The organism is Amycolatopsis sp. NBC_00348 (assembly GCF_036114655.1).
GTDB lineage: Bacteria > Actinomycetota > Actinomycetes > Mycobacteriales > Pseudonocardiaceae > Amycolatopsis.
In genome coordinates this window covers 3,656,242-3,683,204 of the sequence record NZ_CP107994.1, presented here as the reverse complement: position 1 = coordinate 3,683,204, position 26,963 = coordinate 3,656,242, and the positions used below count along the sequence as shown (strand labels likewise).

Annotated in this window: 22 protein-coding genes; 15 read left to right on the top strand and 7 right to left on the bottom strand. The window is 72.3% G+C overall.

Translation table 11 applies throughout. From position 1 onward, the window contains the following. Window positions 1-437 precede the first annotated feature (437 nt). Together OHS58_RS15650 and OHS58_RS15645 are read right to left on the bottom strand one after the other, a co-directional pair. The gene (locus OHS58_RS15650) at window positions 438-1,496 is read right to left on the bottom strand and encodes a sensor histidine kinase (protein WP_328648751.1); all 1,059 of its coding nucleotides are present in this window, start codon (window positions 1,494-1,496) and stop codon (window positions 438-440) included. Then, the gene (locus OHS58_RS15645) at window positions 1,493-2,227 is read right to left on the bottom strand and encodes an SDR family NAD(P)-dependent oxidoreductase (RefSeq protein ID WP_328649817.1); all 735 of its coding nucleotides are present in this window, start codon (window positions 2,225-2,227) and stop codon (window positions 1,493-1,495) included. The genes OHS58_RS15650 and OHS58_RS15645 overlap by 4 nt, the downstream gene beginning before the upstream one ends. 155 nt (window positions 2,228-2,382) lie before the next feature. Between OHS58_RS15645 and OHS58_RS15640 the strand changes: the two genes are divergently transcribed. Further along, on the top strand, window positions 2,383-4,482 hold the full coding sequence (locus tag OHS58_RS15640) for an RICIN domain-containing protein (RefSeq protein ID WP_328649816.1): 2,100 nt from the start codon (window positions 2,383-2,385) through the stop codon (window positions 4,480-4,482). Between the two features lie 54 nt (window positions 4,483-4,536). Here OHS58_RS15640 and OHS58_RS15635 read toward each other — a convergent pair whose 3' ends face one another. Both OHS58_RS15635 and OHS58_RS15630 read right to left on the bottom strand, forming a co-directional pair. Then, window positions 4,537-6,234, bottom strand: a complete 1,698-nt coding sequence (locus tag OHS58_RS15635; RefSeq protein ID WP_328648750.1) for an AMP-binding protein — start codon at window positions 6,232-6,234, stop codon at window positions 4,537-4,539. An 84-nt stretch (window positions 6,235-6,318) separates the two neighbouring features. Continuing rightward, a complete protein-coding gene (locus tag OHS58_RS15630; protein ID WP_328648749.1) occupies window positions 6,319-6,933 on the bottom strand; it encodes a TetR/AcrR family transcriptional regulator in 615 nt (204 codons plus the stop codon). Between the two features lie 69 nt (window positions 6,934-7,002). On the opposite strand from OHS58_RS15630, the gene OHS58_RS15625 reads away from it, so the two are divergent. From OHS58_RS15625 to OHS58_RS15595, 7 genes are read left to right on the top strand one after another with little or no spacing between them, the layout of a single operon-like run. Beyond that, window positions 7,003-8,154, top strand: coding sequence for an acyl-CoA dehydrogenase family protein (locus OHS58_RS15625; protein ID WP_328648748.1), 1,152 nt, complete (start codon window positions 7,003-7,005; stop codon window positions 8,152-8,154). A gap of 22 nt (window positions 8,155-8,176) precedes the next feature. After that, on the top strand, window positions 8,177-9,742 hold the full coding sequence (locus tag OHS58_RS15620; RefSeq protein WP_328648747.1) for an AMP-binding protein: 1,566 nt from the start codon (window positions 8,177-8,179) through the stop codon (window positions 9,740-9,742). Continuing rightward, the gene (locus OHS58_RS15615; RefSeq protein ID WP_328648746.1) at window positions 9,739-11,337 is read left to right on the top strand and encodes an acyl-CoA carboxylase subunit beta; all 1,599 of its coding nucleotides are present in this window, start codon (window positions 9,739-9,741) and stop codon (window positions 11,335-11,337) included. Before OHS58_RS15620 ends, OHS58_RS15615 begins: the two co-directional genes overlap by 4 nt. A gap of 4 nt (window positions 11,338-11,341) precedes the next feature. Then, the gene (locus OHS58_RS15610; protein ID WP_328648745.1) at window positions 11,342-13,294 is read left to right on the top strand and encodes an acetyl/propionyl/methylcrotonyl-CoA carboxylase subunit alpha; all 1,953 of its coding nucleotides are present in this window, start codon (window positions 11,342-11,344) and stop codon (window positions 13,292-13,294) included. Then, the gene (locus tag OHS58_RS15605; RefSeq protein ID WP_328648744.1) at window positions 13,291-14,037 is read left to right on the top strand and encodes an enoyl-CoA hydratase/isomerase family protein; all 747 of its coding nucleotides are present in this window, start codon (window positions 13,291-13,293) and stop codon (window positions 14,035-14,037) included. The genes OHS58_RS15610 and OHS58_RS15605 overlap by 4 nt, the downstream gene beginning before the upstream one ends. A 1-nt stretch (window position 14,038) precedes the next feature. Continuing rightward, on the top strand, window positions 14,039-14,818 hold the full coding sequence (locus OHS58_RS15600) for a TIGR03084 family metal-binding protein (RefSeq protein WP_328648743.1): 780 nt from the start codon (window positions 14,039-14,041) through the stop codon (window positions 14,816-14,818). Beyond that, on the top strand, window positions 14,815-16,536 hold the full coding sequence (locus OHS58_RS15595; protein ID WP_328648742.1) for an acyclic terpene utilization AtuA family protein: 1,722 nt from the start codon (window positions 14,815-14,817) through the stop codon (window positions 16,534-16,536). Before OHS58_RS15600 ends, OHS58_RS15595 begins: the two co-directional genes overlap by 4 nt. 1 nt (window position 16,537) lies before the next feature. On the opposite strand, the gene OHS58_RS15590 is transcribed toward OHS58_RS15595, so the two are convergent. Together OHS58_RS15590 and OHS58_RS15585 are read right to left on the bottom strand one after the other, a co-directional pair. Next, window positions 16,538-16,915 (bottom strand): hypothetical protein, encoded by a 378-nt coding sequence (locus OHS58_RS15590; RefSeq protein WP_328648741.1) that lies wholly within the window; start codon window positions 16,913-16,915, stop codon window positions 16,538-16,540. Between the two features lie 77 nt (window positions 16,916-16,992). Continuing rightward, window positions 16,993-18,033, bottom strand: coding sequence for a helix-turn-helix domain-containing protein (locus tag OHS58_RS15585; protein WP_328648740.1), 1,041 nt, complete (start codon window positions 18,031-18,033; stop codon window positions 16,993-16,995). 103 nt (window positions 18,034-18,136) lie between these two features. Here OHS58_RS15585 and OHS58_RS15580 point away from each other — a divergent pair, with 103 nt between their 5' ends. Next, complete coding sequence (locus tag OHS58_RS15580) at window positions 18,137-19,093, top strand: alpha/beta hydrolase (protein WP_328648739.1); 957 nt, start codon at window positions 18,137-18,139, stop codon at window positions 19,091-19,093. A gap of 27 nt (window positions 19,094-19,120) precedes the next feature. Here the strand turns inward: OHS58_RS15580 and OHS58_RS15575 are convergent, their stop codons facing one another. Then, on the bottom strand, window positions 19,121-19,966 hold the full coding sequence (locus tag OHS58_RS15575; RefSeq protein ID WP_328648738.1) for an alpha/beta hydrolase: 846 nt from the start codon (window positions 19,964-19,966) through the stop codon (window positions 19,121-19,123). A 390-nt stretch (window positions 19,967-20,356) separates the two neighbouring features. On the opposite strand from OHS58_RS15575, the gene OHS58_RS15570 reads away from it, so the two are divergent. The 6 genes from OHS58_RS15570 to OHS58_RS15545 are packed head-to-tail and all read left to right on the top strand — an operon-like array spanning window position 20,357 to window position 26,911. Then, the gene (locus tag OHS58_RS15570) at window positions 20,357-21,364 is read left to right on the top strand and encodes a LacI family DNA-binding transcriptional regulator (RefSeq protein ID WP_328648737.1); all 1,008 of its coding nucleotides are present in this window, start codon (window positions 20,357-20,359) and stop codon (window positions 21,362-21,364) included. A 29-nt stretch (window positions 21,365-21,393) separates the two neighbouring features. Beyond that, entirely contained in the window at window positions 21,394-22,305 is a 912-nt protein-coding gene (locus OHS58_RS15565) for a carbohydrate ABC transporter permease (RefSeq protein WP_328648736.1), read from the top strand. Between the two features lie 3 nt (window positions 22,306-22,308). Further along, entirely contained in the window at window positions 22,309-23,136 is an 828-nt protein-coding gene (locus OHS58_RS15560) for a carbohydrate ABC transporter permease (protein ID WP_326949150.1), read from the top strand. Window positions 23,137-23,170: 34 nt separating this feature from the next. After that, window positions 23,171-24,442, top strand: coding sequence for an ABC transporter substrate-binding protein (locus OHS58_RS15555; RefSeq protein ID WP_328648735.1), 1,272 nt, complete (start codon window positions 23,171-23,173; stop codon window positions 24,440-24,442). Window positions 24,443-24,455: 13 nt separating this feature from the next. Then, a complete protein-coding gene (locus OHS58_RS15550; RefSeq protein WP_328648734.1) occupies window positions 24,456-25,619 on the top strand; it encodes an ADP-ribosylglycohydrolase family protein in 1,164 nt (387 codons plus the stop codon). Beyond that, window positions 25,616-26,911 carry an ADP-ribosylglycohydrolase family protein gene (locus tag OHS58_RS15545; protein WP_328648733.1) on the top strand — a complete coding sequence of 432 codons (1,296 nt, stop codon included), beginning with the start codon at window positions 25,616-25,618 and terminating at the stop codon, window positions 26,909-26,911. The genes OHS58_RS15550 and OHS58_RS15545 overlap by 4 nt, the downstream gene beginning before the upstream one ends. The last annotated feature ends 52 nt before the right edge of the window (window positions 26,912-26,963 follow it).

Here is a 26,963-nt window from a genome sequence, read left to right as displayed (position 1 = left end):
CGAGCACCACGATCCGGACCGCTGTCGCAAGCCGGACGGCGGGATCGGCGAGAGCAAGCGGCCCGGCACCGGCCGAGCGCTTTGCCGCGGCGGCGGGGTCGGCCGCGGGGTCGGTTGAGGTCGGCGGTCCGGTGAGGTGTCCGGCAGCTTCGGCGGGGGTGCGGGGTGGTGGTTCGGCTGTGGGGCCGGTCGGGTGTGTGGCCGCCGTGGTGGAGGTATCGGGGCGGGGTGGCGGTTCGGTTACGTGGCTGCCGGCGTGCTCGGTGGTGTGGGGTGGTGGTCCGGCGGTGGGGCCGGTCGGGTGTGTCGCCGGTGTGACTGAGGTGTCGGGGCGGGGTGGGACTTCGGTTGCGCGGCCGCCGGTGCGGCCAGGGGCGTGGCTCGCCGTGGGGCTGGCGTGGTTCGGGGCTTGTTCGCCTCGGATTGCTGGTTCGTGGTCAGGCATCGGGCCACCTCAGCGTCACCGTCGTGCCCTCGCCCGGTTGTGAGCGGACCTCCGCCGTTCCGCCCGCGGTGCGCATGCGCTCGACCACCGAGGCCCGGACTCCCCGGCGGGACGCCGGAATCCCCGATGGGTCGAAGCCTGCGCCGGTGTCGGAGATCGTCACCACCACGCCGTCCCGCGTTGGTGCCAGGTGCAGGGTCGCGCACGCTGCACCGGAGTGGCGTGCGGCGTTGCGTAGCGCCTCGTCCGTTGCGCGGACCAGGGCCAGCGCCGCCGCGGCCGGGATCAACGGGACCTGTGCCCAGGACGTTTCGACACGGAATGCGCGGTTCGCGACCACCGCCCGCAGGCCCGCCTCCAGTTCGGCCGGTGCGTCGTCCTGGCCGGTGAGGATGGCCAGGTCCCGCGCGGCGTAGCCCGCCACCGCCGCCGGGTCGGCTGTGGCGCCCGCCGCCACCGTGAGGAAGGTCGCCGATGCCGTGTCGTGTAGCAGCGCCAAGTACTCGCGCTCGCGGCGGCGGCGGTCGCGGGCCAGGGTTTCCGTTCGCTCGAGCGCGGCCCGGTCGGCGCGCAGTGTGTCCGTCCGGGCCGTCGAGCGGACCAAGAGGACGAACGCCAAGCGCGCCAGGACGGTCTCCACGACCACCCGCAGCGCCACCGGGAGCCAGTCGTCCAAGCCGGTGAACGCGGCTAGCACCAGCAGTCCCGCCACCACAGGGCCGGTCAAGCGCGGCCGGTATTCCCACTGCCACGTGATCGCCGTGATCGTCAGGACGTTGACCGCCCACAAGGTCGTCGTCCACGGCTGGCACGCGCACACCGCCCCCGCGCGCAGCACCGACAGGACGAACGCCGTCCCGCGCCCGGCGAAGACGTCGGCCGCGCCCGCGACCAGGGTGAGTGCGAGCAGGCCGAACGCCAGGGGCAGCGCGCCGGTCGAGGTGGCGAGGACGCCGAACGTGCCGACGAGCCCGGTCGCCACCGCCCGCGCCGGCCCGGCGAACCGCGTGACCGCCGCCCGGAACTGGGCTTCGACGGGGCCGGGCGTCACCAGGTGGGCCGGGCCGAGACGCCGCCGTCGACGACGAGGTCGTGGCCGGTGACCCAGGAAGCCAGTGGTGAAGCCAGGAAGACGCACGCGTTCGCGACGTCTTCGGGCGTGCCCAGCCGCCCCAGGGGTGCGGCGCGCCGCCAGCGCTCGACGCCTTCGGGCCAGTCCATGCCCGGGCGGTCGATCAGCCCGGGCGACACCGTGTTGACGCGGATCCCGCGCGGCCCGTACTCCAGCGCCGCACCGCGCGCGTGCATCACCAGCGCTGCCTTGGCCGCGCTGTAGTGGACGTGCCCGGGCGCGGGCTGCTTCGCCTCGATCGACGCGATGTGTGTGACGCTCCCGCCGTCGCCCATCAGCCGGACCGCGGCCTGGGTGCAGGAGAACGCGCTCGTCAGGTTCGCGTCCAGCATCGCCCGCCACCGCTCCACCGGCAGCCCGTCGAGGTCTTCCACGGGTTGGACGCCGGCGTTGTTGACGAGCGCGTCGAGCCGGCCACCCCACTCCGCGACGGCGGCGAGCATCGCGTGGCAGGCGTCGTCGTCGGTCAAGTCGGCGGTGAACGCGCGGGCCTGGTCGCCGAGCGCGGCCACGAGGTCGTCGGCCGCGCCGGGACGCCGGTGGTGCACGGCCACGGCGCCGCCCGCCTCGGCGAACCGCCGGGCGATCCCGCGGCCGATCGTGCCGGACGCGCCGGTGACGCAGGTGACCGTGCCGGACAGGTCGGGCAGGCCGGGGGCCACGTCGTTCGTCACGCTCTGATCGTAGATCACGGCCGAATGAGCAAACATGCTCATAACGGCCCTTGACAGATCAGAAAACGACACAGAAGCTGTTCGATATTGTTCGATCGCTCGCTCAGGTCCCCGAGGAGACGACCGTGGTCATGTCATCGCTCAGCGCTTCGCTCGCCGCCGCGGCTCTTGCCGCGGGCCTCGTCGCCGCCTCTCCGGCCGACGCGGCCGCCGCCTACACCGTCACCGTCGGGTCCACCGGCACCTACGCTCATCCGACCGACACCCCGGCCGGCGCGTTCATCGACAAGGACGGCACGTTCTACTTCCAGCAGTCGGCCGCCCTCTACGGCGCGGACGGCCCGCGCGAGTGGGAGTTCTACACCGGCGCCGACTTCGACTCGGCGACGAAGTCGAGCGCGCTGAGCAACGCCGTCAACCCGGCCGAGTCCCGGGACAAGAACAACGACACCACCTGGCGCTGCAACACGAGCCCGACCGGGAAGGAAGCGACCGATCCGCCGGCCGGGTCGAGCTACGTGGAGAAGAACTTCTGCGACCTGGTCGGCACCTGGGTCGACCCGGACACCGGTGCTTGGTACGGCCTGGTGCACAACGAGTTCACCCCCGAGCCGTTCGGCGCTTACTCCTTCTCGCACTACGACGCGATCGACTGGGCCGTCTCGACCGACCAGGGCCACACCTGGAGCATCAAGGGCCACGCCATCACGTCGCCGTACAGCACGAAGCGCGGCGACACGGCGGCGTTCCCGAACCAGACCTTCGACTACGGCGACGGCGACCCGCGGCTGTTCGCCGACCCCGTCTCGGGCTACTTCTACGTCTACTACGGCTCGCGGATAGTCCCTAAGGCCGGCGCGGGCGGGGGCATGGTCGGGCTCGCGCACGTCGCGCGGTCGCCGATGTCGGCCAAGATGGCGACCGGCTCGTGGCAGAAGTGGTACGACGGCAAGTGGACGCAGCCCGGCGTCGGCGGCAAGGAGAGCAACATGGTGCCGACCGGCACCACCGCCACCGGCTACACCCCGCCCGCCGACGACTACGACCCCGCGAACACCGGCAACGTCGACCAGCAGGTTGCGGCCGGGCAGCTGCCACCGAAGTCCGACCTGTTCGTGATGAACATCGCCTACGACGCGCACCTCGGCCTCTACATCGGCGAGCCCGAGGTGGTCACCGGCACCGCGCCGCAGAAGTTCTACGTCACCGACGACCTGGCCACGCAGAAGTGGCGGCTGATCGGCGACTCCGGCGCTTACAAGTCCGGCTCCTGGTACCGCTGGTTCGCCGACGACGCGAACAAGACCAGCGCCACGATCGTCGGCAAGTCGTTCCGGTCGTACTGCTCGATCGCCTGTGCGTCGTCGGACGGCGAGTACGCGAACATCACGGTCACCGGCACGCCCGCCGCGTCGCCGGTCGACCCGGCGAAGACCTACCGCATCGGCAGCGGCGCCGGCCGCGTCCTGGCCCAGGTTTCCGGCAGCTCCGCGACGACGTCGACGACCGGCACCTCGGACCTGGCCGCCTGGACGTTCACGGCGACCGGCGACGGCGCCTACCGGATCACCAACGCGGCCACCGGGCAGGCGCTCGGCGTGCCGACGTCACCCGCGAACCGCGCCTGGGGCACCAAGCCGGTCGTGACGACGGGGTCGTCCGTCGGGCAGCAGTGGTTCGCCGTCCCGGCCCAGGGCGGCGGGTTCCGGCTGGTCAACCGCTACAGCGGGCTGTCGCTCAGTCTCTCCGGCGCGGCCGACACCACGCCGTTCCGCGCGTGGTCGGGCGGGGGGCGTACCGCAGCCGAGCAGACGCTGACGTTCACCGCTTCGTCCACTGTGGACGGGACGCACACGCTGACCGCGTCCGGCAAGGCCCTCGACGTCCCGGCCCACTCGACGACCGCGGGCACGGCGCTGGTGACGTGGACGCCGAACGGCGGCAGCAACCAGAAGTGGGTCTTCACCCACCAGGCCGACGGCAGCTATCGCATCGCGAACGCGGAATCGGGCCTGTGCCTGGACGTCGCCGACGGCTCGACGTCGGCGGGCGCGAAGGTCATCCAGTGGACGTGCACGGACGGCGCCAACCAGCGCTGGCTGGTCGCGGGCTCGACCCTGAAGGCCCAGCACAGCGGCCTGGTCTTGACGACGGCGTCCACAGTGGACGGCGCGGCGGTGAGCCAGCAAGCCGACACGGGGACGGCGCTGCAGCGCTGGGCGCTCGGCTGACGCTCGGTGCAAGTTGTCGTGAGTGCGTAACAGTGTTAGAACACTGTTACGCACTCACGACCGGTTGTAGAGAGCGGAGTGCTGGGCGCGGAGCTTGTACTTGAGGATCTTGCCGCCCACGGTGTCCGGCAGGGTCTCGGCGAACACCACGCGCTTGGGGCTTTCGTAGCCGGCCAGGCGTTCGCGGCAGAAGGCGATCAGCTCGGCTTCGGTGGCGGGAGCGCGGAGGACGACCACCGCCGTCACCGCTTCGCCCCAGTGCTCGTGCGGCAGGCCGATCACCGCGGCCCGCAGGACCGCCGGGTGCTGACCCAGCACCGCCTCGACGCGCATACTGGAGACGTTCTCGCCGCCCGTCTTCACGATGTCCTTGTAGCGGTCCACCATCACGCGCAGGCCGTCTTCGTCCACCACGGCCGAGTCGCCGGAGTGGAACCAGCCGCCGCGGAACGCCTCGCGGGTCGCCTCCGCGTCGCGGTAGTAGCCCGCCGTCATCACCGGCGACCGGTACACCGCCTCGCCCGGGACGCCGCGGACCGGTTCGCCCAGCTCGTCGACGACGTCGGAGGCGAGCAGCCCGCTCGGCACGCCGACGTAGTTCATCGCCGGCGCCGTGCGCGCGTGCACCTCCGGCCACGCCGACGGCCAGAACCGGTGGCACGCGATGGCTTCCGTCTGCCCGAAGATCCCGACCGTGACGAACCCGAGCGCGGTCCGGGTTTCGAGGCGCCGCAGCAGCTCGGGTGCGAGCGCGCCCCAGCCGTAGACGAGCGTGGTCAGCGACGTCAGGTCCAGCGACGCGTCGGCGTCGATCGCGTCGGCGAGCGCGGCGACGAACTGGGGCGAGCCGGCCCAGACGGCGGTGGCACGCGACTGCGCGAGCGACACCGCGACCGGGCCCGGGACCGGGCGGCGGCCGAGGACGAGCGTGCCGCCGGCGAGGAACGTCGAGTAGGTGAACAGCGCGTCACCTACGTGGTAGAGCATCGGCAGGAACGTGCAGACCCGCAGGTCGGTCTCGTGGCGCAGGCCGCGCGTGAGCGACAGCGCGAAGTTCAGCCCGGCCAGGTGCGCGTAGCTGTGCGAGAGCATCACGCCCTTCGGCATCGCGGTGGTGCCGGAGGTGAACAGCAACTGGAAGATGTCGTCGCCGTGGATCTCGACGTCGGGTTCGGTGTCCGGCTGCCTGGCCAGGAACGCGCCGAACGACGGCGTGCCCGCGACCGGGCCACCGCCGATCGTGATGGTGGCGCCGACCCGCACGCCCGCGACGCCTTCGAGGCGTGGCCACAGTTCGGCGTCGACGATCGCCAGCCGCGGTTCGGTCTGCCGCACGAGGTGCTCGACGACGTCCGGGGCGAGGCCGGGGTTCAGCGGGACGACGACCATGCCCGCTTTAGCGATGCCGATCTTGGCCAGGAACGCCTCGACGGTGTTCTCGCAGAACAGCAGCACGCGGTCGCCGGGCACGAGACCGGCCGCGGCGAGCGCGTGGGCGAGCCGGTTCGCGATCCGGTCGGCTTCGCGGTACGTCACGGAGGCGAACTGCTCCTCGCCGTACGCGCCCTCGGCCGCGCTGATCGCGACCTGGTCCGGCCGGCTCCAGGTGAGCCGCTCGAAGATGTCGCCGACCGACGTCCGTTCCCAGCGGTTCACCGCGCGGCGTCCACGCAGGGTTTCGACGTCGATGGCGGCCGGGTCCGGCAAGGCGGCGCCGTGCGGGTGGTGGGGCAGGGCACTGGTCGTGGTCATCCCGGGCTCCTTCGCCGTCGCCGACGTCGATCAGCATGCCGTGAGCCAGGTCACCAAATCAAGAGAAAGTTATTCGCCATTCACTCACGGGGATGGTGGTGCCGGGACGCCGAGGCAGGCGTGCGCCATTTCGCCGAGCAGGGCGGCGAGCCGCTCCGGGGCGAGCCCGCTGCGGAAGAAGAGCGTGGACTGCACGGCGCCGATCGCCGCGTGCACGGCCAGGCGCAGCTCGCCGTCGGCGAGGTCGGGGCGCAGCGGGGCCAGCACGTGGACCCAGTCCTCGATGTAGTGCCGCTGCAGCCGGCGCAGCCGCCGCCGGTCCTCCTCGGGCAGGTTGTGGATTTCGCGGTGGTAGACCGCCAGCACGGTGCGATCCTCGATGGCGACCCGGATGTGATCCCTGATCAGGCCGGAAAGCACGGTGTGGTCGGCGGGGGCGCCGGCGAGGATCGCGGCGGCGCCGTCCTGCAGCCGGGTCATCACGCGGTCGAGCAGCGCGACCAGGATCGCGTCCTTGTTCTCGAAGTGCCGGTAGACGCCGGATCCGACGATGCCCGCCTCCGCGCCGATGTCGGCCATGCCGATCGCGTGGAACCCGCGCCGCGCGGTGAGCTCGGCGGCGGCGGTGAGGATCCGCTCGCGTCGCTCGGGGTCGCGCCGTCTTCGGGTGGCCGGGGAAGCCGAGGGGACTGCCGTCATCTTGTCATCCTCGCAGACGAGCGCTACGGTGCGCTATAAGTGAATGAAGAATCACTAAGGAGCGTCGGCGTGGACGTGTTCGAGAGCGACGAGGCCCGTGACCTGCGGGCCGCGGTCGGCGCCATCGCGGCCCCGTTCGGCGGCAAGTACTACGTCGACCACGCGCGTGAGGGCCGTGAGTGCACCGAGCTCTGGCACGCGCTCGGCGACGCGGGGTTCATCGGCGTCAACATCCCCGAGGAGTACGGCGGGGGTGGCCGCGGGCTGGCCGAGCTGACCATCGTCATCGAGGAGAGCGCCGCGAAGGGCGCGCCGATCCTGCTGCTGCTCGTCACCGAAGCCATCTCCGCCGAGGTGCTCACCGAGTTCGGCACGCCGGAGCAGCGCAAGGAGTGGCTGCCCGGCATCGCGAGCGGCCGGACGAAGGTCGTCTTCGCCATCACCGAGCCCGACGCCGGCTCCAACACCCACAAGCTGGCCACCACCGCCCGCCGCGACGGCGACGACTGGGTGGTCGACGGCGAGAAGTACTACATCTCCGGCGTCGACACCGCCGACGCGCTGCTGCTCGTCGCCCGCACCGGCCGCGACCCCGACGGCACGGCCCAGCTGTCGCTGTTCCTGGTCCCGGTCGACGCGCCCGGCCTCACGGTGACACCGCTGCCGGTGGACGTCATGCTCCCGGAGAAGCAGTTCACGCTGCACTTCGACGGCGTCCGGCTGCCCGCCACGGCGCTCGTCGGCGACGAGGGCGCGGGCTTCCGGCAGGTCTTCCACGGCCTCAACCCCGAGCGCATCACCGGCGCCGCGCTGTGCGTCGGCATCGCGCGTTACGCCCTCGACGTCGCCGCCCGCTACGCCCGGGAGCGGACCGTGTGGGACCGGCCGATCGGCGTCCACCAGGGCGTTTCGCACCCGCTGGCCAAGGCCAAGATCGAAACCGAGCTGGCCGCCCTGATGACGCACCGCGCGGCGGCCCTGCACGACGCCGGTCAGCCGGCGGGCGAGGCGTCGAACATGGCCAAGTACGCCGCCGCGGAGGCCGCGCTGGCCGCCGTCGACGCCGCCATCCAGACCCACGGCGGCAACGGCGTCTCGGCGGACTTCGGGCTGCTGCCGTACTGGGGGCTCGCCCGATTGCTGCGGATCGCCCCGGTGAACCGCGAAATGATCCTCAACTTCGTCGCCCAGCACAGCCTCGGGCTGCCCCGGTCCTACTAGGAGGACTGGTTTAGGAGGACTGATGACGGATCGCACCCTCGCCCAGCGGGTCAACGTCGGTGACGCGCTGACCCGCGTCGCGTTCGCCCGCCCGGAGACGCTCGCCGTGGTCGACGGCGACCGCCGCTGGACCTACGGCGAGTTCGACACGTGGGTCAACCGGCTCGCGCACGGCCTGGAGGCGCGCGGTTACGCGACCGGCGACGTCCTCGCGCTGGCGTCGGCCAACAGCGCCGAGTTCCTCGCCGTCTACTACGCCTGCGCGAAGCTCGGCCTCGTCTGCGTGCCGATCAACCTCGGCTGGCGGAGTGACGAAGTCGCTTATGTACTCGGGCATTCGCAGGCTCGCGGCATCGTCGTGGAGAGTCAGCTGGCCGGGACCATCGCGCCCGCCGTCGCGCAGACGCCCGGGGTCGCCGACGTGATCCTCGCGCCCGGCACCGGCGGCGACGTCACCGGGCTGACCCTCGACGACGTGCTCTCGGACGATACGACCTCACCCGAGGTCGTCATCGAGGACCGCGCGCCACTGTCCTATTTGTACACTTCCGGGACCACGGCTTCACCGAAAGGCGTCGTCGGGACGCACCTGGCGATCCACCTGGAGTCGATGTCGGCCGCGCTGGACTCCGGCTGGCGCCCCGACGACCGGTTCGTCGCGATGATGCCGATGTTCCACACCGCGCAGCTGAACGCTTTCTGCACGCCCGCGATCCTCCTCGGCGCCACGATCTTCGTGCACCGCGGCTTCGACCCGGCCCGGTTCCTCGACACGATCGAACGCGAGCGGATCACGCAGGTCTTCGGCCTGCCGATGATGTTCCGCGCCGCGCTGGAGCACCCGTCGTTCGCCGGGCGCGACCTGTCGTCGCTGCGCCGCGCCGTCTACGCGATGGCACCGATGCCGGAGGCGCAGATCAAGGCGTGCCTCGACGGCTTCCGGTGCGACTTCGCGCTGCTGTTCGGGCAGACCGAGATGAGCCCGATCACGACGTTGTTCCGGCCCGAGCACCAGCTCTCGCACGTCGGCGCGGTCGGCACGCCGCTCACCGGCGTCCAGGTCGGGATCATGGACTCCGACGGGAAGCTGCTGCCGCGCGGCGAGCAGGGCGAGATCGTCTACCGGGCGCCCTCGACGATGCAGGAGTACCTGCACAACCCCGAGGCGACCGAGGAGGCGTTCCGCTACGGCTGGTTCCACTCCGGTGACGTCGGCCGGTTCGGGCCGGACGGCGTGCTGTGGTTCGCCGACCGTTCCAAGGACGTCATCAAGACCGGCGGCGAGAACGTCGCCTCGATCGAGGTCGAGCGGGCCGTCTACGACACCGAGCCGGACGTCGCCGAGGTCGTGGTCGTCGGGCTGCCGCACGAGCGGTGGACCGAGGCCATCACGGCGGTGGTCGTGCCGAAGCCGGGAGCGTCGATCGACGCCGAGGACCTGCGGCTGCGGCTGAAGGACCGCCTCGATGGTTACAAGGTCCCGAAGGCCGTGATCGTCACCGACGAGCTGCCGCGGACATCCACCGGGAAGATCCAGAAGAACGTGGTCCGGGACAAGCACTCCGGGCACTACGGGGGAGCGGAATGACCGTCCTCAAGTCCCTACTAGACGTCTCCGCCGAGAGCTACGCGACCAACCGGAAGGCCCAGCTCGACGCCCTGGCGCGGCTCGAAGAGCAGCTGGAGCTGGCCATCGCCGGCGGCGGCGAGCGGTACGTCCAGCGCCACCGCGACCGCGGCAAGCTCCCGGTCCGCGAACGCCTGGAGCTGCTGCTCGACCCGGACAGTCCGTTCCTGGAGCTGGCCGCGCTCGCCGCGTGGGGCACCGACTTCACCGTGGGCGCGTCGGTGCTGACCGGCATCGGTGTGGTGTCCGATGTGGAGTGTGTGGTCATCGGGCACGACCCGACCGTGCGCGGCGGCGCGATGAACCCGTACTCACTGCGCAAGACGTTGCGGGCCTTGGAGATCGCCCGCGTCAACCGGCTGCCGGTGATCAACCTCGTCGAGTCCGGCGGGGCCGACCTGCCGACGCAGGCCGACCTGTTCGTGCCCGCCGGGCGGATCTTCCACGAGCTGACCGAGCTGTCGTCGCTGGGCATCCCGACCCTGGCCATCGTGTTCGGCAACTCGACCGCTGGCGGCGCGTACGTCCCCGGCATGTGCGACTACGCGGTGCTCGTCGATCACCAGGCCAAGGTGTTCCTCGGCGGGCCGCCGCTGGTCAAGATGGCCACCGGCGAGGAGGCCGACGACGAGTCGCTCGGCGGCGCCGACATGCACTCCCGCGTCTCCGGCCTGTCCGACTACTTCGCCGTCGACGAGCGGGACGCGATCCGCCTCGGCCGTCGCGTGATCTCCCGGATCAACTGGCGCAAGCTCGGCCCCGCGCCCAGCCTGACGCCGGAGCCGCCGAAGTTCGACCCCGAGGAGATCCTGGGGATCGTGCCGCCGGACCCGAAGGTGCCGTTCGACCCGCGCGAGATCCTCGCCCGGACCGTCGACGGCTCGGACTTCGACGAGTACAAACCGCTCTACGGCACCTCGCTGGTCACGGGCTGGGCGAGCATCCACGGTTATCCCGTCGGCGTGCTCGCCAACCACCGCGGGGTGCTGTTCAGCGAGGAGGCCAAGAAGGCCAGCGAGTTCATCCTGCTCGCCAACCAGACCGACGTCCCGCTGGTGTTCCTGCAGAACACGACCGGCTACATGGTCGGCACCCGCTACGAGCAGGGCGGCATCATCAAGGACGGCGCCAAGATGATCAACGCCGTCACCAACAGCACGGTGCCGCACCTGACCGTCAACATGGCGTCGTCGTTCGGCGCCGGCAACTACGGCATGTCCGGGCGCGCCTACGACCCGCGGCTGATGTTCGCCTGGCCCGGCGCGAAACTCGCGGTGATGGGCGCGGCCCAGCTCGCCGGCGTGATGTCGATCGTCGGCCGCAACTCCGCCGCGTCGCAGGGCAAGCCGTTCGACGACGACGCCGACCGCGCGCGCACGGCCGCCATCGAGGCGCAGATCGAGACCGAGTCGCACGCCTTCGCCGTCACCGCGAGGCTGTACGACGACGGCATCGTCGACCCGCGCGACACCCGGGACGTCCTGGGGATGTCGCTGTCCGCCGTCCACTCCAACCGCGTCGAGGGCCGTCGCGGCTTCGGCGTCTTCCGGATGTGAGCCGATGATCGCGAAACTGCTCGTCGCCAACCGCGGGGAGATCGCCGCCCGGGTCATGCGCACCGCGCACGACCTCGGCATCTCCACCGTCGCGGTCTACTCCGACCCGGACGCGGGCGCGCCCTTCGTCCGGCTCGCCGACGAGGCCGTCCGGCTGCCCGGGTCCGCACCTGGTGACACGTACCTGCGCGCTGACCTGGTGATCGCCGCCGCGCGCGCGACCGGGGCCGACGCCGTCCACCCCGGCTACGGGTTCCTGTCGGAGAACGCCGCTTTCGCCCGCGCCTGCGGCGAAGCCGGGCTGACGTTCGTGGGGCCGTCGCCCGAAGCCATCGCCTCGATGGGCTCGAAGATCGAGGCCAAGGCGCTGATGGACGCGGCCGGGGTGCCGGTGCTGCCGGGGGCGACCGTCACGGACGAGACCGACCTCGCCGCGGTGGCCGCCGAGATCGGGTTCCCGGTGCTGGTCAAGGCCGCGTTCGGCGGTGGCGGCCGGGGCATGCGCGTGGTGCACGACGCCGCCGGGCTGGAAGAGGCTGTCTCGGGTGCCCGGCGGGAAGCCGCGTCGGCGTTCGGCGACGGCTCGGTGTTCCTGGAACGGTTCGTCGTCGACCCGCGTCACGTCGAGGTCCAGATCCTCGGCGACACCCACGGCGAGGTGGTCCACCTCTTCGAGCGCGAGTGCTCGATCCAGCGGCGCTACCAGAAGATCGTCGAGGAGTGCCCGTCTCCGGCGGTCGACGACGCCTTGCGCGCCGAGCTCGGCGCCGCGGCCGTCGCCGCCGGGAAGGCCATCGGCTACACCGGCGCGGGCACGGTCGAGTTCGTGCTGGACCAAGACGGCAAGTTCTTCTTCCTGGAGGTCAACACGCGGCTGCAGGTCGAGCACCCGGTCACCGAGCTGGTCACCGGCCTGGACCTCGTCGAGCTGCAGCTGCGGGTGGCCGAGGGCGAACCGCTGCCGCCTTCGGTGCTGGGCGCCCGGATCGACGGGCACGCCATCGAGGTCCGGCTCTACGCCGAAGACGTCCCGGCCGGATTCCTGCCCGCCACCGGCACGCTGCACCGCTTCCGCGTCCCGCCGCTGAAGGGCGTCCGCGTCGACTCCGGCGTCCAGGACGGCTCCGTCGTCGGCCCGCACTACGACCCGATGCTCGCCAAGGTGATCGCCCACGGCCGGACCCGCCGTGAGGCCGCGCGGACCCTCGCGCGGGCGTTGCGGCAGGCCGAACTGCACGGCGTCACGACCAACCGGAACCTCCTGGCCGGCATCCTGGCCGAGCCGGAGTTCCTGGCCGGGCGCACCGACACCGGCTACCTGACCCGGCACGACCCGGCCACGCTCGGCGCGTCCCCGGGCGGGGCACGGCAGGCGGTGGCCGCGGCCCTGGCGGCCCAGGCGCGCAACCGGCGTGACGCGCGGGTGGTGCCCGAGATGCCGTCCGGGTGGCGCAACGTCGGCCGCGCCCCACAGCGCGTCGCCTACACCCTGGACGGGGAGACCCTGGAGGTCGCGTACTCGCTGAGCCGGTCCGGCTTGCGCGTCACGGTGAACGGCGAGCCGCTCGGGGGTTCCGTGCGGCTGCTGTCCGCGTCACCGTCGCTGGTGGAACTGGAGATCGACGGCGTCCACCGCACCTACGCCGTGCACCCTCGGGCGGGTGTGTCCTATGTGGACAGCCCGGGCGGGTCGGCCGCGCTGGCCGAGGTACCGCGCTTCGCCGACCCGGACGCCGCCACGGCCGCGGGGTCGCTGCTCGCCACCATGCCCGGTGCGGTGGTGCGCGTCCTGGCGGGTGAGGGCGACGCCGTGACGGCCGGGCAGCCGCTGGTCGTCCTGGAGGCGATGAAGATGGAGCACACCGTCGCCGCCCCGGCCGACGGCGTCCTGTCCGACCTGCGGGTGGGCCAGGGCGACCAGGTCGACACCGGCCAGGTGCTGGCGGTCGTGTCGTGAGCGTCTCCTACGAGGTCGACAACGGCGTCGCCTGGCTGACGATCGACCGGCCCGAAGCCCGCAACGCCCTGTCGAAGGAGGTCCGCGACGGGCTCTGGGCCGGCACCCGGCGGTTCGTCGCCGACGACTCGGCCGCGGTGCTCGTCCTGACCGGCGCGGGCGACAAGGCGTTCTGCGCGGGCGGCGACCTCAAGGAGATGGCCGAGACGGCCCTGGAGATCCCGCCACCGGACTTCCTGCCGCAGTTCGGCCGCAACATCGACGTCCCGAAACCGACGATCGCGGCCGTCAACGGCGTCGCCTACGCGGGCGGGTTCCTGCTGGCCCAGCAGTGCGATCTCGTCGTGGCCGCCGCGCACGCCCGGTTCGCCGTGACCGAGGTGAAGGTGGGCCGCGGCTCGCCGTGGGCCGCGCCGCTGTCGTGGCTGGTGCCGCCGCGGATCGCCATGGAGATCCTGCTGACCGGCGACCCCCTGACCGCACAACGCGCCCGGGAGGTCGGGCTGGTGAACGACGTCGTACCGCTGGACGAGCTGCGGTCCCGGACGCAGGCCCTGGCGGAACGGATCGCCGCCAACGCGCCGCTGTCCGTGCGGGCGGCGAAGCAGACGGCGTACCTGCAACGCGACGACGTCTACGACCGCGCCGAGGAGATCTGGGCGCCGGTCTACCGCTCGCGGGACGCGCAGGAAGGCCCCGCTGCGTTCCGCGAGAAGCGCACGCCCGTGTGGGAAGGACGCTGACATGCCCGTTTCCCTGGACGTTCTCCTCGACGACCTGCTCGCCGAGACCGCCGACGTCGAGGCCATGCTCGCCCCGCTCGACGACGACGGCGTCGCCCGGCCGACCCCGGCGGTGGGCTGGGACATCCGCGACCAGGTCACGCACCTGGCCTTCTTCGACGAGACCGCGACGCAGGCCGCCGTCGACCCCCAGGGCTTCCGGCTCGCGTCGGCCGCGTTGCTGGCCGACGGCATGGACTTCCCCGACCGCGTCGCCGCTCAGCACCGGGGGCTGGGCGCGGCGGAGGTCCGCGAGTGGTTCCGGCGCGCGCGGACGGCGTTCGTCGCGGCGTTCCGCGGGCGTGACCCCCGGGCCCGGCTGCCGTGGTACGGGCCGGACATGAGCGTCGCGTCGTCGGTGACCGCGCGGATCATGGAGACCTGGGCGCACGGGCAGGACATCGCCGACACGCTCGGCGTGACGCGCGTGCCGACCGACCGGCTCCGGCACATTGCGCACCTCGGGGTGTCGACGACGGCGTTCAGCTTCGGGCTCCATGATCGCCCGGCGCCGATCGTCCCGATCCGGGTCGTCCTGCACGCGCCGTCGGGGGACAGGTGGACGTGGGGTGACGGGGCCGCCGCCGACCGCGTCGAAGGTTCGGCGCTGGACTTCTGCCTGGCCGTCACCCAACGGCGTGACGCTTCGGACACCGGCCTGGTCGTGCGCGGACCCGTTGCGCAGGAGTGGATCGGCATCGCCCAGGCCTTCGCGGGCGCGCCCGGCCGGGGACGCGCGTGAAGCGCCCGCTCCGGATCGCGAACTGCTCCGGCTTCTACGGCGACCGCTTGGAGGCGGCGCGGGAGATGGTCGAAGGCGGCCCGATCGACGTCCTCACCGGCGACTACCTCGCCGAGCTGACCATGCTGATCCTCTGGAAGGCGCGCCGGAAGGATCCCGCCGCCGGCTACGCCAAGACGTTCCTCACCCAGCTCGAACACGTGCTCGGCACCTGCCTGGACCGGGGCATCCGGATCGTCTCGAACGCCGGTGGCCTGAACCCGGCCGGGCTGGCGGAGCAGATCGCTTTGCTGGGCTTGCAGCCGAAGATCGCCTACGTCGACGGCGACGACATCGTCGATCGCCTGCCGGACCTGGTGCACCTCGACACCGGCCGCAAGCTGTCCGAAGCCGGCGTGGAACCGTTGACGGCCAACGCCTACCTCGGCGGCTGGGGCATCGCCGCGGCCCTGGAGGCTGGCGCGGACGTCGTCGTCACCGGGCGGGTCACCGACGCGTCGCTGGTCACCGGCCCGGCCGCGTGGTGGCACGGCTGGACGCCGGGGGATGTCGACGAGATCGCCGGGGCGATGGCCGCGGGACACGTGATCGAGTGCGGCCCGCAGGCGACCGGCGGCAACTACGCCTTCTTCGACGAGGTCACCGACCGGCGCTACCCGGGCTTCCCGATCGCCGAGGTCGCGGCCGACGGATCGAGCGTCATCACGAAGCACGCCGACACCGGGGGACTGGTCTCGGCCGGCACGGTCACCGCGCAGCTGCTGTACGAGATCGCCGAACCCGCGTACGCCGGGCCGGACGCCGTCGCGCACTTCGACAGCCTGCGGCTTGTCGAGGAGGCGCCGGACCGCGTCCGGATCAGCGGGACCCGCGGCAGCCCGCCGGGCGAGCAGCTCAAGGTCGCGCTGAACCACGACGGCGGCTACCGCAACACGATGACGCTGGTGCTGACCGGCGACCGCATCGAGGAGAAGGCCGCGTGGGCCGAGCAGCAGCTGTTCGACCTGCTGGGCGGCCGGGAGCAGTTCGCCGAGGTCGACGTCACGCTGCTGCGGTTCGACCACCCGGGCTCGCCGGTCAACGCCGAGGCGACCGCGCACCTGCGGATCACGGTGAAGGACCCGGACGCCCGCAAGGTCGGCCGCCGCTTCGCCAACACCACGATGGAACTCGCGCTCGGGGGTTACCCGGGCTTCCACACGACAACGCCACCGACCGCGGAGAGCGCTTTCGGCGTCTACTGGCCGGCTTTGGTGCCCGCGTCCTCGGTGGAGCACCGGGTGACGCTGCCCGATGGTTCGCGGCTCGTGATCCCGCATCCACCGACCGGTGCTGCGGAGTCTTCGCCTGTGGTGGCTGTGGAGCCACGGGACTTCGGGCCGACACGACGGGTGTCGCTCGGCACGATCGCGGGTGCGCGGTCGGGAGACAAGGGCGGCAACGCGAACGTCGGGTTCTGGACGCGTACCGACGACGAGTACTCGTGGTTGCGCGGTTATCTCGACGTCTCGCGCTTCCGGGAGCTGCTGCCGGAGGCGGCCGAACTGGAGATCCGCCGGTTCGAGCTGCCGAACCTGCGGGCGCTGAACTTCGTGGTGGTGGGGTTGCTGGGCGACGGTGTGGCGTCGGCTACGCGGCCGGACCCGCAGGCGAAGGGACTGGGCGAGTACCTGCGAAGCCGGCCCGCCGACGTCCCGGTGGCGCTGCTTGAGCCCTGACTCAGGCGTTCATCCAGTTCGTGCACTCCCAGTTGGGTGTCTTCTGGCAGGCGCGGAAGATCGTGATCGGGTTCGCCGCGGTGCCCGGGGTCTTCGAGCTGCAGCCGGAACTGCTGCCGTTGGCGTCGTCGATGCCGCCTCCGCCGCCGCTGCGGGTGCGCCACTCCGTGCGGAAGCCGTAGCCGTCACCGAAGGTGTCGCAGGAGTACACCCGCGTGTGGGAGTTGGTGATTCCGCCGTAACCGCAACGGATCGCGCCCTGGTAGCTGCAGTCGACGACCTGCGCGAGCGCGTCGTGAGCCGAGGCGGCTGGCGCGATGGCGATGGTTCCGACGGCGGCCAGCAGGGTCGCCGCGGCGAGGGTGGGTAGTTTCGGCACGTGTCCTCCTGGGGGATTCCGGATGTGCGTGCCGTCCACTCCGGAGACCCCGGCCCGGTTGAGGCCGGGACCCGACGTCACCCGTTCGGCGCAGCGTCCACTTCGGACGGTCCGGCGTCGCGCAACCGGCGCAGCATCAGGGCCAGGTGCAGCCGGAAGCGGCCCGCGGGGGAGTCGACGTCGAAGCCGAGCACGGCCCCGGCGCGGGCGAGGCGTGCGGGCATCGTGCTGTGGTGGCGGTGCAGGACGGCCGCCGCCTTGCGGGCCGAGCCGGTCGCGCAGAGCGCCGTCAACGCCGCGAGGAGGTCGTCGCCGTGCGGTTCGGCGGCGAGGCGGTCGAGGGCCTGGACGTCCGGGAGCGCGGCGAGGTCCGCGGGGCCGAGCACCCCGGCCAGCGCGGCGAGGCTGCCGAGGCGGTCCCACCACACCACGGGCTCGGCGCCGGCCGTGAACCGCAGCGCCGTGCGCGCGGCCTGCCAGGACCGGGCCAGGTCGAGCACGGGCACCACGGGCCCGACGCCGATCCGGGCGTCCGGCGGCGCCGTTTCGGGTCCGTCGGCGGTGAGCACGGCCCGCACGTCGCCGAACGTGGCGGCGCGGCCGTCGAGGTCGGCGCCGGTGGCCGCCAGCACCCGCAGCCGGGCCGTCGTGCCGAGGCCGAGCAGGTGCAGCGCCCGCGACCGCTCGGCCGTCCCGATCCCCTCGGACAGCACCAGCTCGACCAGCGCGGGATCGCCGAGCGCGGGCAGCGGCACGCTGGTGTGCTCCAGCAGGACGGCGGTGGCGATCGCGAAGCGCTCCAGCAGGATGTCGTCGAGCGGGGTGGGCGCGCCCGCGCGGGCCACCCAGACCACGACGCCGCCCTCGAGCCGGCGCACGGCGGCCCCGGCCGGCACCCCGCCCGCAGCCGCGGCGTCGGCGTCCGGCTCCGCCCGCAGCGCCAGGCCCTGGGCGGGGGCGTGCACCCCGGCGGGGCAGTCGGCCAGCCGGGCCGTGCTGCGGACGAGGACGTCGAGACTCGCCCGATCGGTGATCAGGCGGTCGAAGAACCCGATCACCCGCACCGCGTTCTCGGCGTCGGCGTCGAGTCCGGACAGCCTCAGCAGCAGGCCCTTCATGAGGCCACGATAGGCGCGTCCGCCGCCGGATGGCGAGGCCCGGGCTGCCAACCCCCGCCGCGTGGCGGTGGCGACGGCGGCGGCGCGAGCCGAAGATCGGAGCATGACCTACGCGATCGATCCCGAGCTGCTGCCCTGGCTGGACATGCTCCCCGCGGTGACCCTGCCCGACTACGACGCCCTCCTGGCCGCGCGCGCTTCGATGGCGCAGCTGCAGGAGGTCATGCCGGCCTACGAGCCGGTGCACCCGGTCGACGTCCGCGACACGACGGTGCCGGGCCCGTCCGGCGCCCCCGACGTCCCGGTCCGCGTGTACAGCCCGGCGGACCGCGAGGGCACCGTGCCCGGGCTGGTCTACATCCACGGCGGCGGGTTCATCCTCGGCGACCTGGACATGTTCCACGCCTCGCTGCTGCACCTGGTCGACGAGCTGGGCATCGTGATCGTGTCGGTGGACTACCGGCTCGCGCCCGAGCACCCGTTCCCCGCGCCGGTCGAGGACTGCTACGCGGCGCTGACCTGGACGGCGGCGAAGGCGGCCGAGCTGGGCATCGACCCGGACCGCATCGGCGTCGGCGGCGAGAGCGCGGGCGGCGGCCTCGCCGCCGCGACGGCCCTGCTGGCCCGCGACCGCGGCGGCCCGGCGCTGCGCTTCCAGTACCTCGGCATCCCGGAGCTGGACGACCGCCTGGAAACGCCGTCGATGCAGGCGTACGTCGACACTCCGATGTGGAACCGCCCGAACGCCGTCTACAGCTGGGCGAGCTACCTGGGCCCCGAACCGGGTGACGTCTCGCCGTACGCGGCCCCGGCCCGCGCCACGGACCTGACGGGGCTGCCACCGGCGTTCGTGACGACCTGCCAGTTCGACCCGCTGCGCGACGAGGGAATCCAGTACGCGCAACGTCTCTTGCAGGCCGGGGTAACGACGGAGCTGCACCACTACCCGGGCACGTTCCACGGCTCGGCGATCATCCAGGACGCGGCAGTGTCACGCCGCATGCTGGCGGACGAGGTGGCGGCTCTGCGCCGCGGTCTAGGCGTGACGGCGAAGGACTGACGCACCGGGCGGTGTGTCGGCCGGCGCTCAGCCGAGGCGCTCGTGCAGGAACGTGAGGCCGGATTCGGTGGCCTGCTGCAGTTTCTGCCGGCTGTAGAAGTGGCCGGCGCCGTCCAGCCGGATGAGGTCGGCGTCGGCCCCGGCGCGCCAGTACGCCGCGACGAGCGCTTCGCTGTGGGCGATCGGGATGCCGGAGTCGTCGGTGCCGTGCACCAGCTGGAGCGGGGCGGCGGCGGCCGAGACGTGCAGCAGCGGGCTCGCCGTCGCGTCCGGCAGCCAGTCGTGCGGGTCGTGGCCGGTGCGGTGCAACGACGTTCCCGCGGGCGGGGGCGGGATGCGGGTGAAGTCCGTCGGCGGGCTCCAGGCGACGGCCGCGGCGAGCCCGCTCGGCTCGCCGGTGACGCCGAGGTCGCCGTCCAGGCTCGGGTGGTCCGCCGTGACGGCGAGCATCGCGGCGAGGTACCCACCCGCCGAGTGCCCCCAGGCCGCGACCCGGCCGATGTCGACGCCCAGCTCGGTGCCGTGCCGGCGGATCCACCGGACGGCGGCCTTCACGTCGTGCAGCTGCGCGGGGAAGGCGGCCTCCCGGCCCAGCCGGTATTGCGCCCGAGCGACCGCGAAACCGTTGTCCACCAACGTTTCGGTGACGTGGTCGCCGATCCGCCCGTGCTTGTGCGAGCCGGCCGCGAGCGCGCCGCCGTCCAGGAACACCACCACCGCGGGCGGGGCGCCGGCCGGCACGACGAGGTCCAGCAGCAACGGCCGATAGCCGGGCAACGGCGCCACGAGCGCGTCGCGGTAGACCACCCGGGCCCCGGCGCGCTCGGCTCGGGGCAGGGCGAACGCGGCCAGGGGAGCACGGGGCGTGAGCACGGGACCACTATCGGGACCCAGCCGGGCGCGCGGCCAGCAGTACCACGATGCGGGAGGAATGCCGCGTTTCGCCGGAGTTGCCCCCGGGCGCGGTGAGGCCGGTTTCGGGCCGGGTGCAGGGTCATCACCGGCCACGCCGACCGGCCGACACGGTGCCTGCAACGACCAACAGAGATCGCGGGGCGCCGCCGTCGCCGTATTGGTCGGGTCGACCAACCCCGTCGGCGAGTTGCCGGAGCGGTCGGCGCGCTACCCAGCCTGTCCCGGTGGTTGACACAACCGCCGACCGGGTGTCAGGATCGGCGTCAACTCCAGCTGGAAACGTTTCCAAACTCTGCTTCCGCAGTTTGGAAACGTTTCCAGAAGCCTTATCCGAGGGTAGAAGCGACGATGACGTCACCACGCGCCACGCTGATCCAGGTGGCCGAGCGCGCCGGGGTTTCCCTGGCCTCGACCTCCCGTGCCCTGCACGGCACCGGGGCGAGCCCGGCGATGGTCGAGCGCGTGCGGGCCGCGGCCGCCGCGCTCGGGTACAGCGCCGATGCCATCGGGCGCTCGCTGCGGATGAAGAAGACCTTCCAGGTCGCGTTCGCGGTCGCGGACATCGGCAACCCCGTCTACGTCGAGATGATGCGGGCCATCCACGCGGTCCTCGAACCGCACGGTTACCGCGTCGTCGTGATGAGCACCGGCGACACCGCGACGTCGACCACCGAGCTGGTCCGCAGCCTGAACAGCGGCTTCGTCGACGGCATGATCGTCAGCCCGCTGCGCACCGACGACCGGCTGATCGCCGAGATCCAGCAGGCCCCGGTGCCGGTCGTGGTGATCGGGCGGGCCCTCGACGACCGCGGCATCAGCTCGGTCTCCACGGACTCCGCGGGCGGGATCGGCGACGCCGTCCGCCACCTGCACGCCCTCGGCCGCCGTCGCCTCGGCTTCCTCAACGGCCCGCTCGACACCACGCCCGGCGCCGCGCGCCAGCGGGGGTTCGACGCCGTCACCCAGGAGATCACCTTCGACCGGGAGGACCAGGAGATCGCCGCCGACTTCACCGTCACCGCCGGGCTCGACGCGGCCCGCCGGCTCTTCGCCCGCGGCCGGGTCGACGCGCTCGTGGCGGCCAACGACCTGCTGGCCATCGGCGCCATCCGGGCCGTGCGCGAGCTGGGCCTGTCGGTGCCGGAGGACGTCGCGGTGACCGGGATGGACGACACCGAGATCGGCCGCGTCTTCCAGCCGAGCCTGACCAGCGTCTCCCTCGGCTCGACCGAACGCGGCCGCGCGGCCGCCGAGATCATGCTCCAGCTCGCCGACGACCCGGACCGCGCGGTGCAGCAGATCGCCGTCGGCCCCGAACTCGTGGTGCGCGAGTCCTCGAACCCGGGAGGTGCGTGATGACGGCCCCGGCCCTGAAAGAGCGTCCGGTGCAGACCAAGCGGAAGCCGACGCAGCAGCGCACCCGGCGCCGCGAGGCGATCGGGCTCGTGCTGCCGTCGCTGATCCCGATCCTCGTGCTCAGCGTCGCGCCGATCGTCGTCGGGATCTTCCTGGCCTTCACCGACGCGCGCCTGGTGCGCCGCCCGGACTACACCTTCGCCGGTTTCGACAACTTCGGGCGCCTGGCGGAGAACGACTTGTTCTGGGACTCGCTGCGGATCGGCATGATCTGGACCGTCGGCGTCACCGTGCTGCAGCTCGCCGCCGCGATGGGCCTGGCGTTGCTGCTCGACTCCGGCCTGCGGCTGCAGGGGCTGACGCGGGTGCTCGCGCTCGTGCCGTGGGCGATGCCGCCGGTCGTCGTGGCGATCATGTGGCAGATGATCTACTCGGCCAACGGCGGCCCGCTCAACGCCGTCCTCGGCAGCGTCGGCCTGCCCGACGACATCAACTGGCTCGGCGACTTCTCGTTCGCGCTGCCCGCGGTGATCGTCGTCGGTGTCTGGGTCGGCATGCCGCAGACGACGGTGACGCTCCTGGCCGGGCTGCAGCAGATCCCGGCCGAGCTGCACGAAGCCGCGGCGATGGACGGCGCCGGCGCGTGGCGGCGCTTCACCGCGGTGACGTGGCCGAGCCTGCGCCCGATCGTCACGTCGATCACCTCGCTCAACTTCATCTGGAACTTCAACTCGTTCTCGCTGGTCTACGTCCTCACCGCGGGTGGCCCGGGCGGCAAGACCATGGTCCCGGTGCTGTTCGTCTACCTGAAGGCCTTCAAGAACCGCGAGATCGGCTACGCGGCGGCGATGGGCCTCGTGCTCGTCCTCGTGGTCGTGCTGATCCTCGCCGTCTACCTGCGGTCGCAGTTCCGCGACGACCGTGCCGGAAAGGGGCGCTGAGCCATGCGCGGACTCGTGCGCCCGGCCCAGTACGCGGCCCTCGCGCTGTACATCCTGTTCCTCGGGTTCCCGTTGCTGTGGCTGATGTCCGCGTCGGTGAAGTCGTCCGGTGAGCTGAACTCGCTGACGGTGAGCCTGCTGCCGAGCGAGTGGCACTGGGAGAACTACACCGAGGCCCTCGACAAGCAGGGCCTCATCCGCTCGGCGGGCAACAGCCTGGTCGTCGCGCTCGCGTCGACCGCGCTGGCCGTGCTCATCGCCGTGCCCGCGGCCTACGTGCTGGCCCGGCTGCGGGGCAAACTGCGCGTCGCCGGCGTCGGCTGGATCCTGGTCAGCCAGGTGTTCCCGGTCGTGCTGATCATCCTCCCGCTGTTCCTGATCCTGCGGACGCTCGGGCTGGCCGACAACCTCGCCGGCCTGACGCTGGTGCACACGACGTACATGTTGCCGTTCGCGCTGTGGATGCTGCAGGGGTACGTCGCCGCGATCCCGGTGGAGCTCGAGGAAGCCGGGGCGATGGACGGCGCGAGCCGGCTGACCGTGCTGCGCACCATCGTGTTCCCGCTGCTGGCCCCCGGCGTCGTCGCGACCGCGATGTTCAGCTTCGTCTCGTCGTGGAACGAGTTCTTCTTCGCCCTGGTTCTCCTGCAGTCGCCGGAGAACTACACGCTGCCCATCACGCTCAACATGTTCGTCGGCGGCGAGGGCAAGGTCGCCCTCGGCCCGCTCGCGGCGGGCGCCGTGCTCGCCGCCATCCCCAGCATCGTCTTCTTCAGCATCCTGCGCCGGAAGCTCACCAGCGGCTTGATGGCCGGGGCGGTGAAGGGATGACCCACCCCTCAACGAAACCTCGAAAGGTCGGTCGATGAAGACACGACGCGCGGTGGTCGCCGCCTGCCTGATGGTCACCAGCCTGCTGCTCGCCGCGTGCGGCAGCGGTGACGGCGGCGACGGGCCGGTCACCCTCACCTTCCAGTCCCTTTCGGACCAGCCGGCCGCGATCGCCCAGACGCAGAAGATCGTCGGCGACTGGAACAAGGCGCACCCGGACGTCCAGGTCAAGATCGTCCAGGCGGGCTGGGACGGCGTCTACGACAAGCTGATCACGCAGTTCAACGCGGGCACCGCGCCGGACATCGTGCACTACGAGGCGGCCAGCATCGCGCCGTTCGCCACCGACGGCTACCTCGCGGACCTGACGCAGTACCTGCCGGCGGAGAAGAAGGCGGACATCCCGAAGGGCGTCCTCGACTCGGTGACGGTCGACGGCAAGGTCGTCGCCTTCCCGACCGAGCTGCAGTCCTATGTGGTCTTCGCGAACAAGACCCAGCTGCAGCAGGCCGGCGTCACGATCCCGACCGGCGCCACGATGACCTGGGACCAGCTGCGCGACATCGCGAAGGCGACGACCAAGGACGGCAAGTTCGGCCTCGGCTGGGGCCTGTCCAGCCCGACGGCGGCGTTCGTCGCGCTGGCCCCGGGCTTCGGCGGCAAGTACTTCGAAGGCGCCGGCAACGACGCGAAGCTGGCCGTCGGCCCGGGGGAGCAGGCGCTGCCGCAGCTCGTCGACGCGATGGCGCACCAGGACCGCTCGATCATGCCGGTCACGCTGACGCAGTCCGGGACGAAGGCCCTCGCGCCGTTCTACGCCGGCCAGATCGCCATGACCGTGCAGGGTTCCTACCAGGCGGCCAACATCGCGAAGGACGCGCCGAAGGGCTTCGACTGGGTCGTGCTGCCGCCGCTGGCCGGCTCGGCCGGACCCGCGCAGGCCGCCAACCCGCAGACGCTGTCGGTGAACAAGGACTCGGGCCACGTCAAGGAAGCCGCGGAGTTCGTCGACTTCTTCACCAGCACCGACAACCTCGCCGCGATGAACGAGGCCGACGCCCTGATCCCGCCGACGACGTCGGCGCGGCAGGCGCTGACCACGAAGCTCGGCACGAAGAACGGCTGGGGCCCGATCCTCGCCTCCGGTCAGTACCTGACCTCGGCGCCGTACCTGTTCGCCGGCAAGTACGCGCAGTGGAAGGACACCGTCGCGACCCCGGCGTACCAGCAGTTCCTCGGGCAGAAGATCGACGCGGCCGGCTTGGCCAAACAGCTGGAAGACGGCTGGAAGAGCGTCAGCAAGTGACAGGAGCGGATTCTTGACCTGGCTGGAAGACCGGGCCGTCGCGGTGATCACCGGCGCGGCCGTCGGGGACGCGCTCGGCGGCGCCACCGAAGGGTGGACCCCCGAGCAGATCGAAGAGCGGCACGGCGGCCGGGTGACCGGCGTCGTCGGCCCGTGGTACCCGGACTGGCGGGCCGCCCGCCCGATCGCGCCGTACCACAAGGGTGACGGGCACGTCACCGACGACACCCTCATGACGCGGGCGCTCGTCGAGGTGTACGCGAAGCGCCGCGAACACCTCGACGCGTACGCGATGGCCGAGGACCTGGTGCCGCTGATGATCGGCGAGCCGCGCTGGGTGCCGGAGCTGGAGTCGACGGCGCTGCTGCTGCAGCGGGTGTTCCTCGCGGAGAAGTGGATCGTCGCGAGGCTCCACTATGGACACGTCGACCCGCGCGAAGCCGGTGTGGGCAACGTCGTCAACTGCGGGGCGGCGATGTACGTCGCGCCGGTCGGCGTCGTCAACGCGGGTGACCCGCGGGCCGCGTACGCCGAGGCGATCGACCTGACCGCCGCGCACCAGTCGAGCTACGGCCGGGAGGCGGCGGGCGTGCTGGCCGCGATGGTCGCCGCCGCGGTCGCGCCGGGTGCGTCGCTCGACGACGTCGTCGCGGCGGGGCTCGACGTGGCCCACGACGGTACGGCGGCGGCGCTGCGGGCCGTCGTCGACGAGTTCGGCAGCTGGACCACCGCCCCGGCCACTGACGACGAAGAGCGGGCGCTCGCCGCGCGGGTTCGGGAGACGGTGGCGCCGTTCGACTCGGTCGGGCCGCACTACCGGCAGATGTCGATGGACGCGCGCCGCCCGTCGCGGACCAAGGCGATCGAGGAGCTGCCGGCCGCGCTGGCGTTCGTCCTCGCGCACCGCGGCGACTTCCGCGGCGCAGTGCTCGCCTCGGTGAACTACGGCCGCGACGCCGACTCGATCGCCGTGATGGCGGCGGCGCTCTGCGCGGGCCTCGGCGGCACGGCCGTCGTGCCGAAGGAGTGGGTCGACACGATCGGCGACGCCAGCCGGATGGACCTGCGCGAGACCGGGCACCTGCTGGCCTCGGCGGCCGCCGACATCCTGCGGGCCGACCGCGAACGCGCGCTCGCCCGGGTCGCGGCCCTCGACGTCCTCGGGGGCGCCGCGTGAGGCTGACCTGGGCGCAACCGGAGGACCTCCTGGCCCACGAGCTGGTCCAGTCGGCCGCGGAGGGCCGGGACGTCTCGGCGGTCCGGGCCCGCTGGGTCGCGGCGGGCGGCGACCCCGTGCCCGTCGTGAGCGGCGCGGGACCGGGGGCGGCGGAACTGCGGGCGCTGGCTCGGGAACTGCTCGACGAGCTGGACGCGCTGCCGGGTGTTGCGGAGCCGTCGTGGGACTTTCCGGCCTCGCCCGAGCTGCCGCGCGGCGGCACGGACCGGCTGCTCGGCGCGTGGACCGGCCGGGCCGCCGGGTGCCTGCTGGGCAAGCCGGTGGAGAAGATCCCGCGCGCGGGCATCGAGGAGATCCTGCGCGCGACCGGACGGTGGCCGCTGGTCGGCTGGTTCACCGCGGTGGGCCTGCCCGACGAGGTGGCCGCGCGGTGGCCGTGGAACCGGCGCTCGGCCCCGACGTCGCTCGAGGAGAACATCGACGGGATGCCCGAGGACGACGACCTCAACTACCCGATCCTCGCGCTCACCCTGCTGGAGACGCACGGGCGGGACTTCGGCACCGACGACGTCGCGCAGCTGTGGCTGGACAACCTGCCCGCGGGCCGGGTGTTCACGGCCGAGCGGGCGGCGTACCGCAACATCCTCGACGCGCGCCCGTCGCCGGCGACGTACCGCAACCCGTTCCGCGAGTGGATCGGCGCGCTGATCCGCGCGGACGTCTTCGGCTGGGTCTCGCCGGGTGACGTCGTGGCGGCGGCCCGGCTGGCGGGGACGGACGCGCGGCTGAGCCACACCCGCAACGGCGTCTACGGCGCGATGTGGGCCGCGGCCCTGGCGTCGGCGGCGATGGTGTGCGCGACGCCGGACGAGGTCCTCGACGCGGCCGACGCCGTGATCCCCGCGGGGAGTTCGCTGGCGTCCGCGGTCGCGCTGGGTCGTTCGGCGGCGCGGTCGGGCGATGTCCGCGCGGGCCTCGACCAGCTGCACGCCGCGTACGGTGACCTGCACTGGGTGCACGTGCTCAACAACGCCGCGGTGATCGCTTTCGCCTTGGCCAAGGGCGGCGGCGAGTTCGGCCCGAGCGTCTCGATCGCGGTGACGGCGGGCTGGGACACGGATTCGGCCGCGGCGACGGTCGGGGGAGTGGTGGGCGCGTTGCGCGGAGTCGAAGGCATCGGCGAGTACTGGACAAAGCCCCTGGACGGCCGCATCGCGACATCCCTGCCGGGCGGGGAACGGCAGATCGCAGACCTGGCGGCCCGCACGGCGGCGCTGGTGGAGCAGTCATGACTGAGCGGGTGGTACCGGTCGTGAGTGGTAATGAGGGTTCTAACCCTCATTA

Excerpts from the sequence above, each read along its gene's own strand:
- OHS58_RS15560 (WP_326949150.1), top strand. The coding sequence starts at position 22,309 with ATGCGCGGACTCGTGCGCCCGGCCCAGTACGCGGCCCTCGCGCTGTAC.
- OHS58_RS15640 (WP_328649816.1), top strand. The coding sequence starts at position 2,383 with ATGTCATCGCTCAGCGCTTCGCTCGCCGCCGCGGCTCTTGCCGCGGGC.
- OHS58_RS15555 (WP_328648735.1), top strand. The coding sequence starts at position 23,171 with ATGAAGACACGACGCGCGGTGGTCGCCGCCTGCCTGATGGTCACCAGC.
- OHS58_RS15610 (WP_328648745.1), top strand. The coding sequence starts at position 11,342 with ATGATCGCGAAACTGCTCGTCGCCAACCGCGGGGAGATCGCCGCCCGG.
- OHS58_RS15570 (WP_328648737.1), top strand. The coding sequence starts at position 20,357 with ATGACGTCACCACGCGCCACGCTGATCCAGGTGGCCGAGCGCGCCGGG.
- OHS58_RS15635 (WP_328648750.1), bottom strand. The coding sequence starts at position 6,234 with ATGACCACGACCAGTGCCCTGCCCCACCACCCGCACGGCGCCGCCTTG.
- OHS58_RS15600 (WP_328648743.1), top strand. The coding sequence starts at position 14,039 with ATGCCCGTTTCCCTGGACGTTCTCCTCGACGACCTGCTCGCCGAGACC.
- OHS58_RS15620 (WP_328648747.1), top strand. The coding sequence starts at position 8,177 with ATGACGGATCGCACCCTCGCCCAGCGGGTCAACGTCGGTGACGCGCTG.
- OHS58_RS15630 (WP_328648749.1), bottom strand. The coding sequence starts at position 6,933 with ATGACGGCAGTCCCCTCGGCTTCCCCGGCCACCCGAAGACGGCGCGAC.
- OHS58_RS15580 (WP_328648739.1), top strand. The coding sequence starts at position 18,137 with ATGACCTACGCGATCGATCCCGAGCTGCTGCCCTGGCTGGACATGCTC.
- OHS58_RS15585 (WP_328648740.1), bottom strand. The coding sequence starts at position 18,033 with ATGAAGGGCCTGCTGCTGAGGCTGTCCGGACTCGACGCCGACGCCGAG.
- OHS58_RS15615 (WP_328648746.1), top strand. The coding sequence starts at position 9,739 with ATGACCGTCCTCAAGTCCCTACTAGACGTCTCCGCCGAGAGCTACGCG.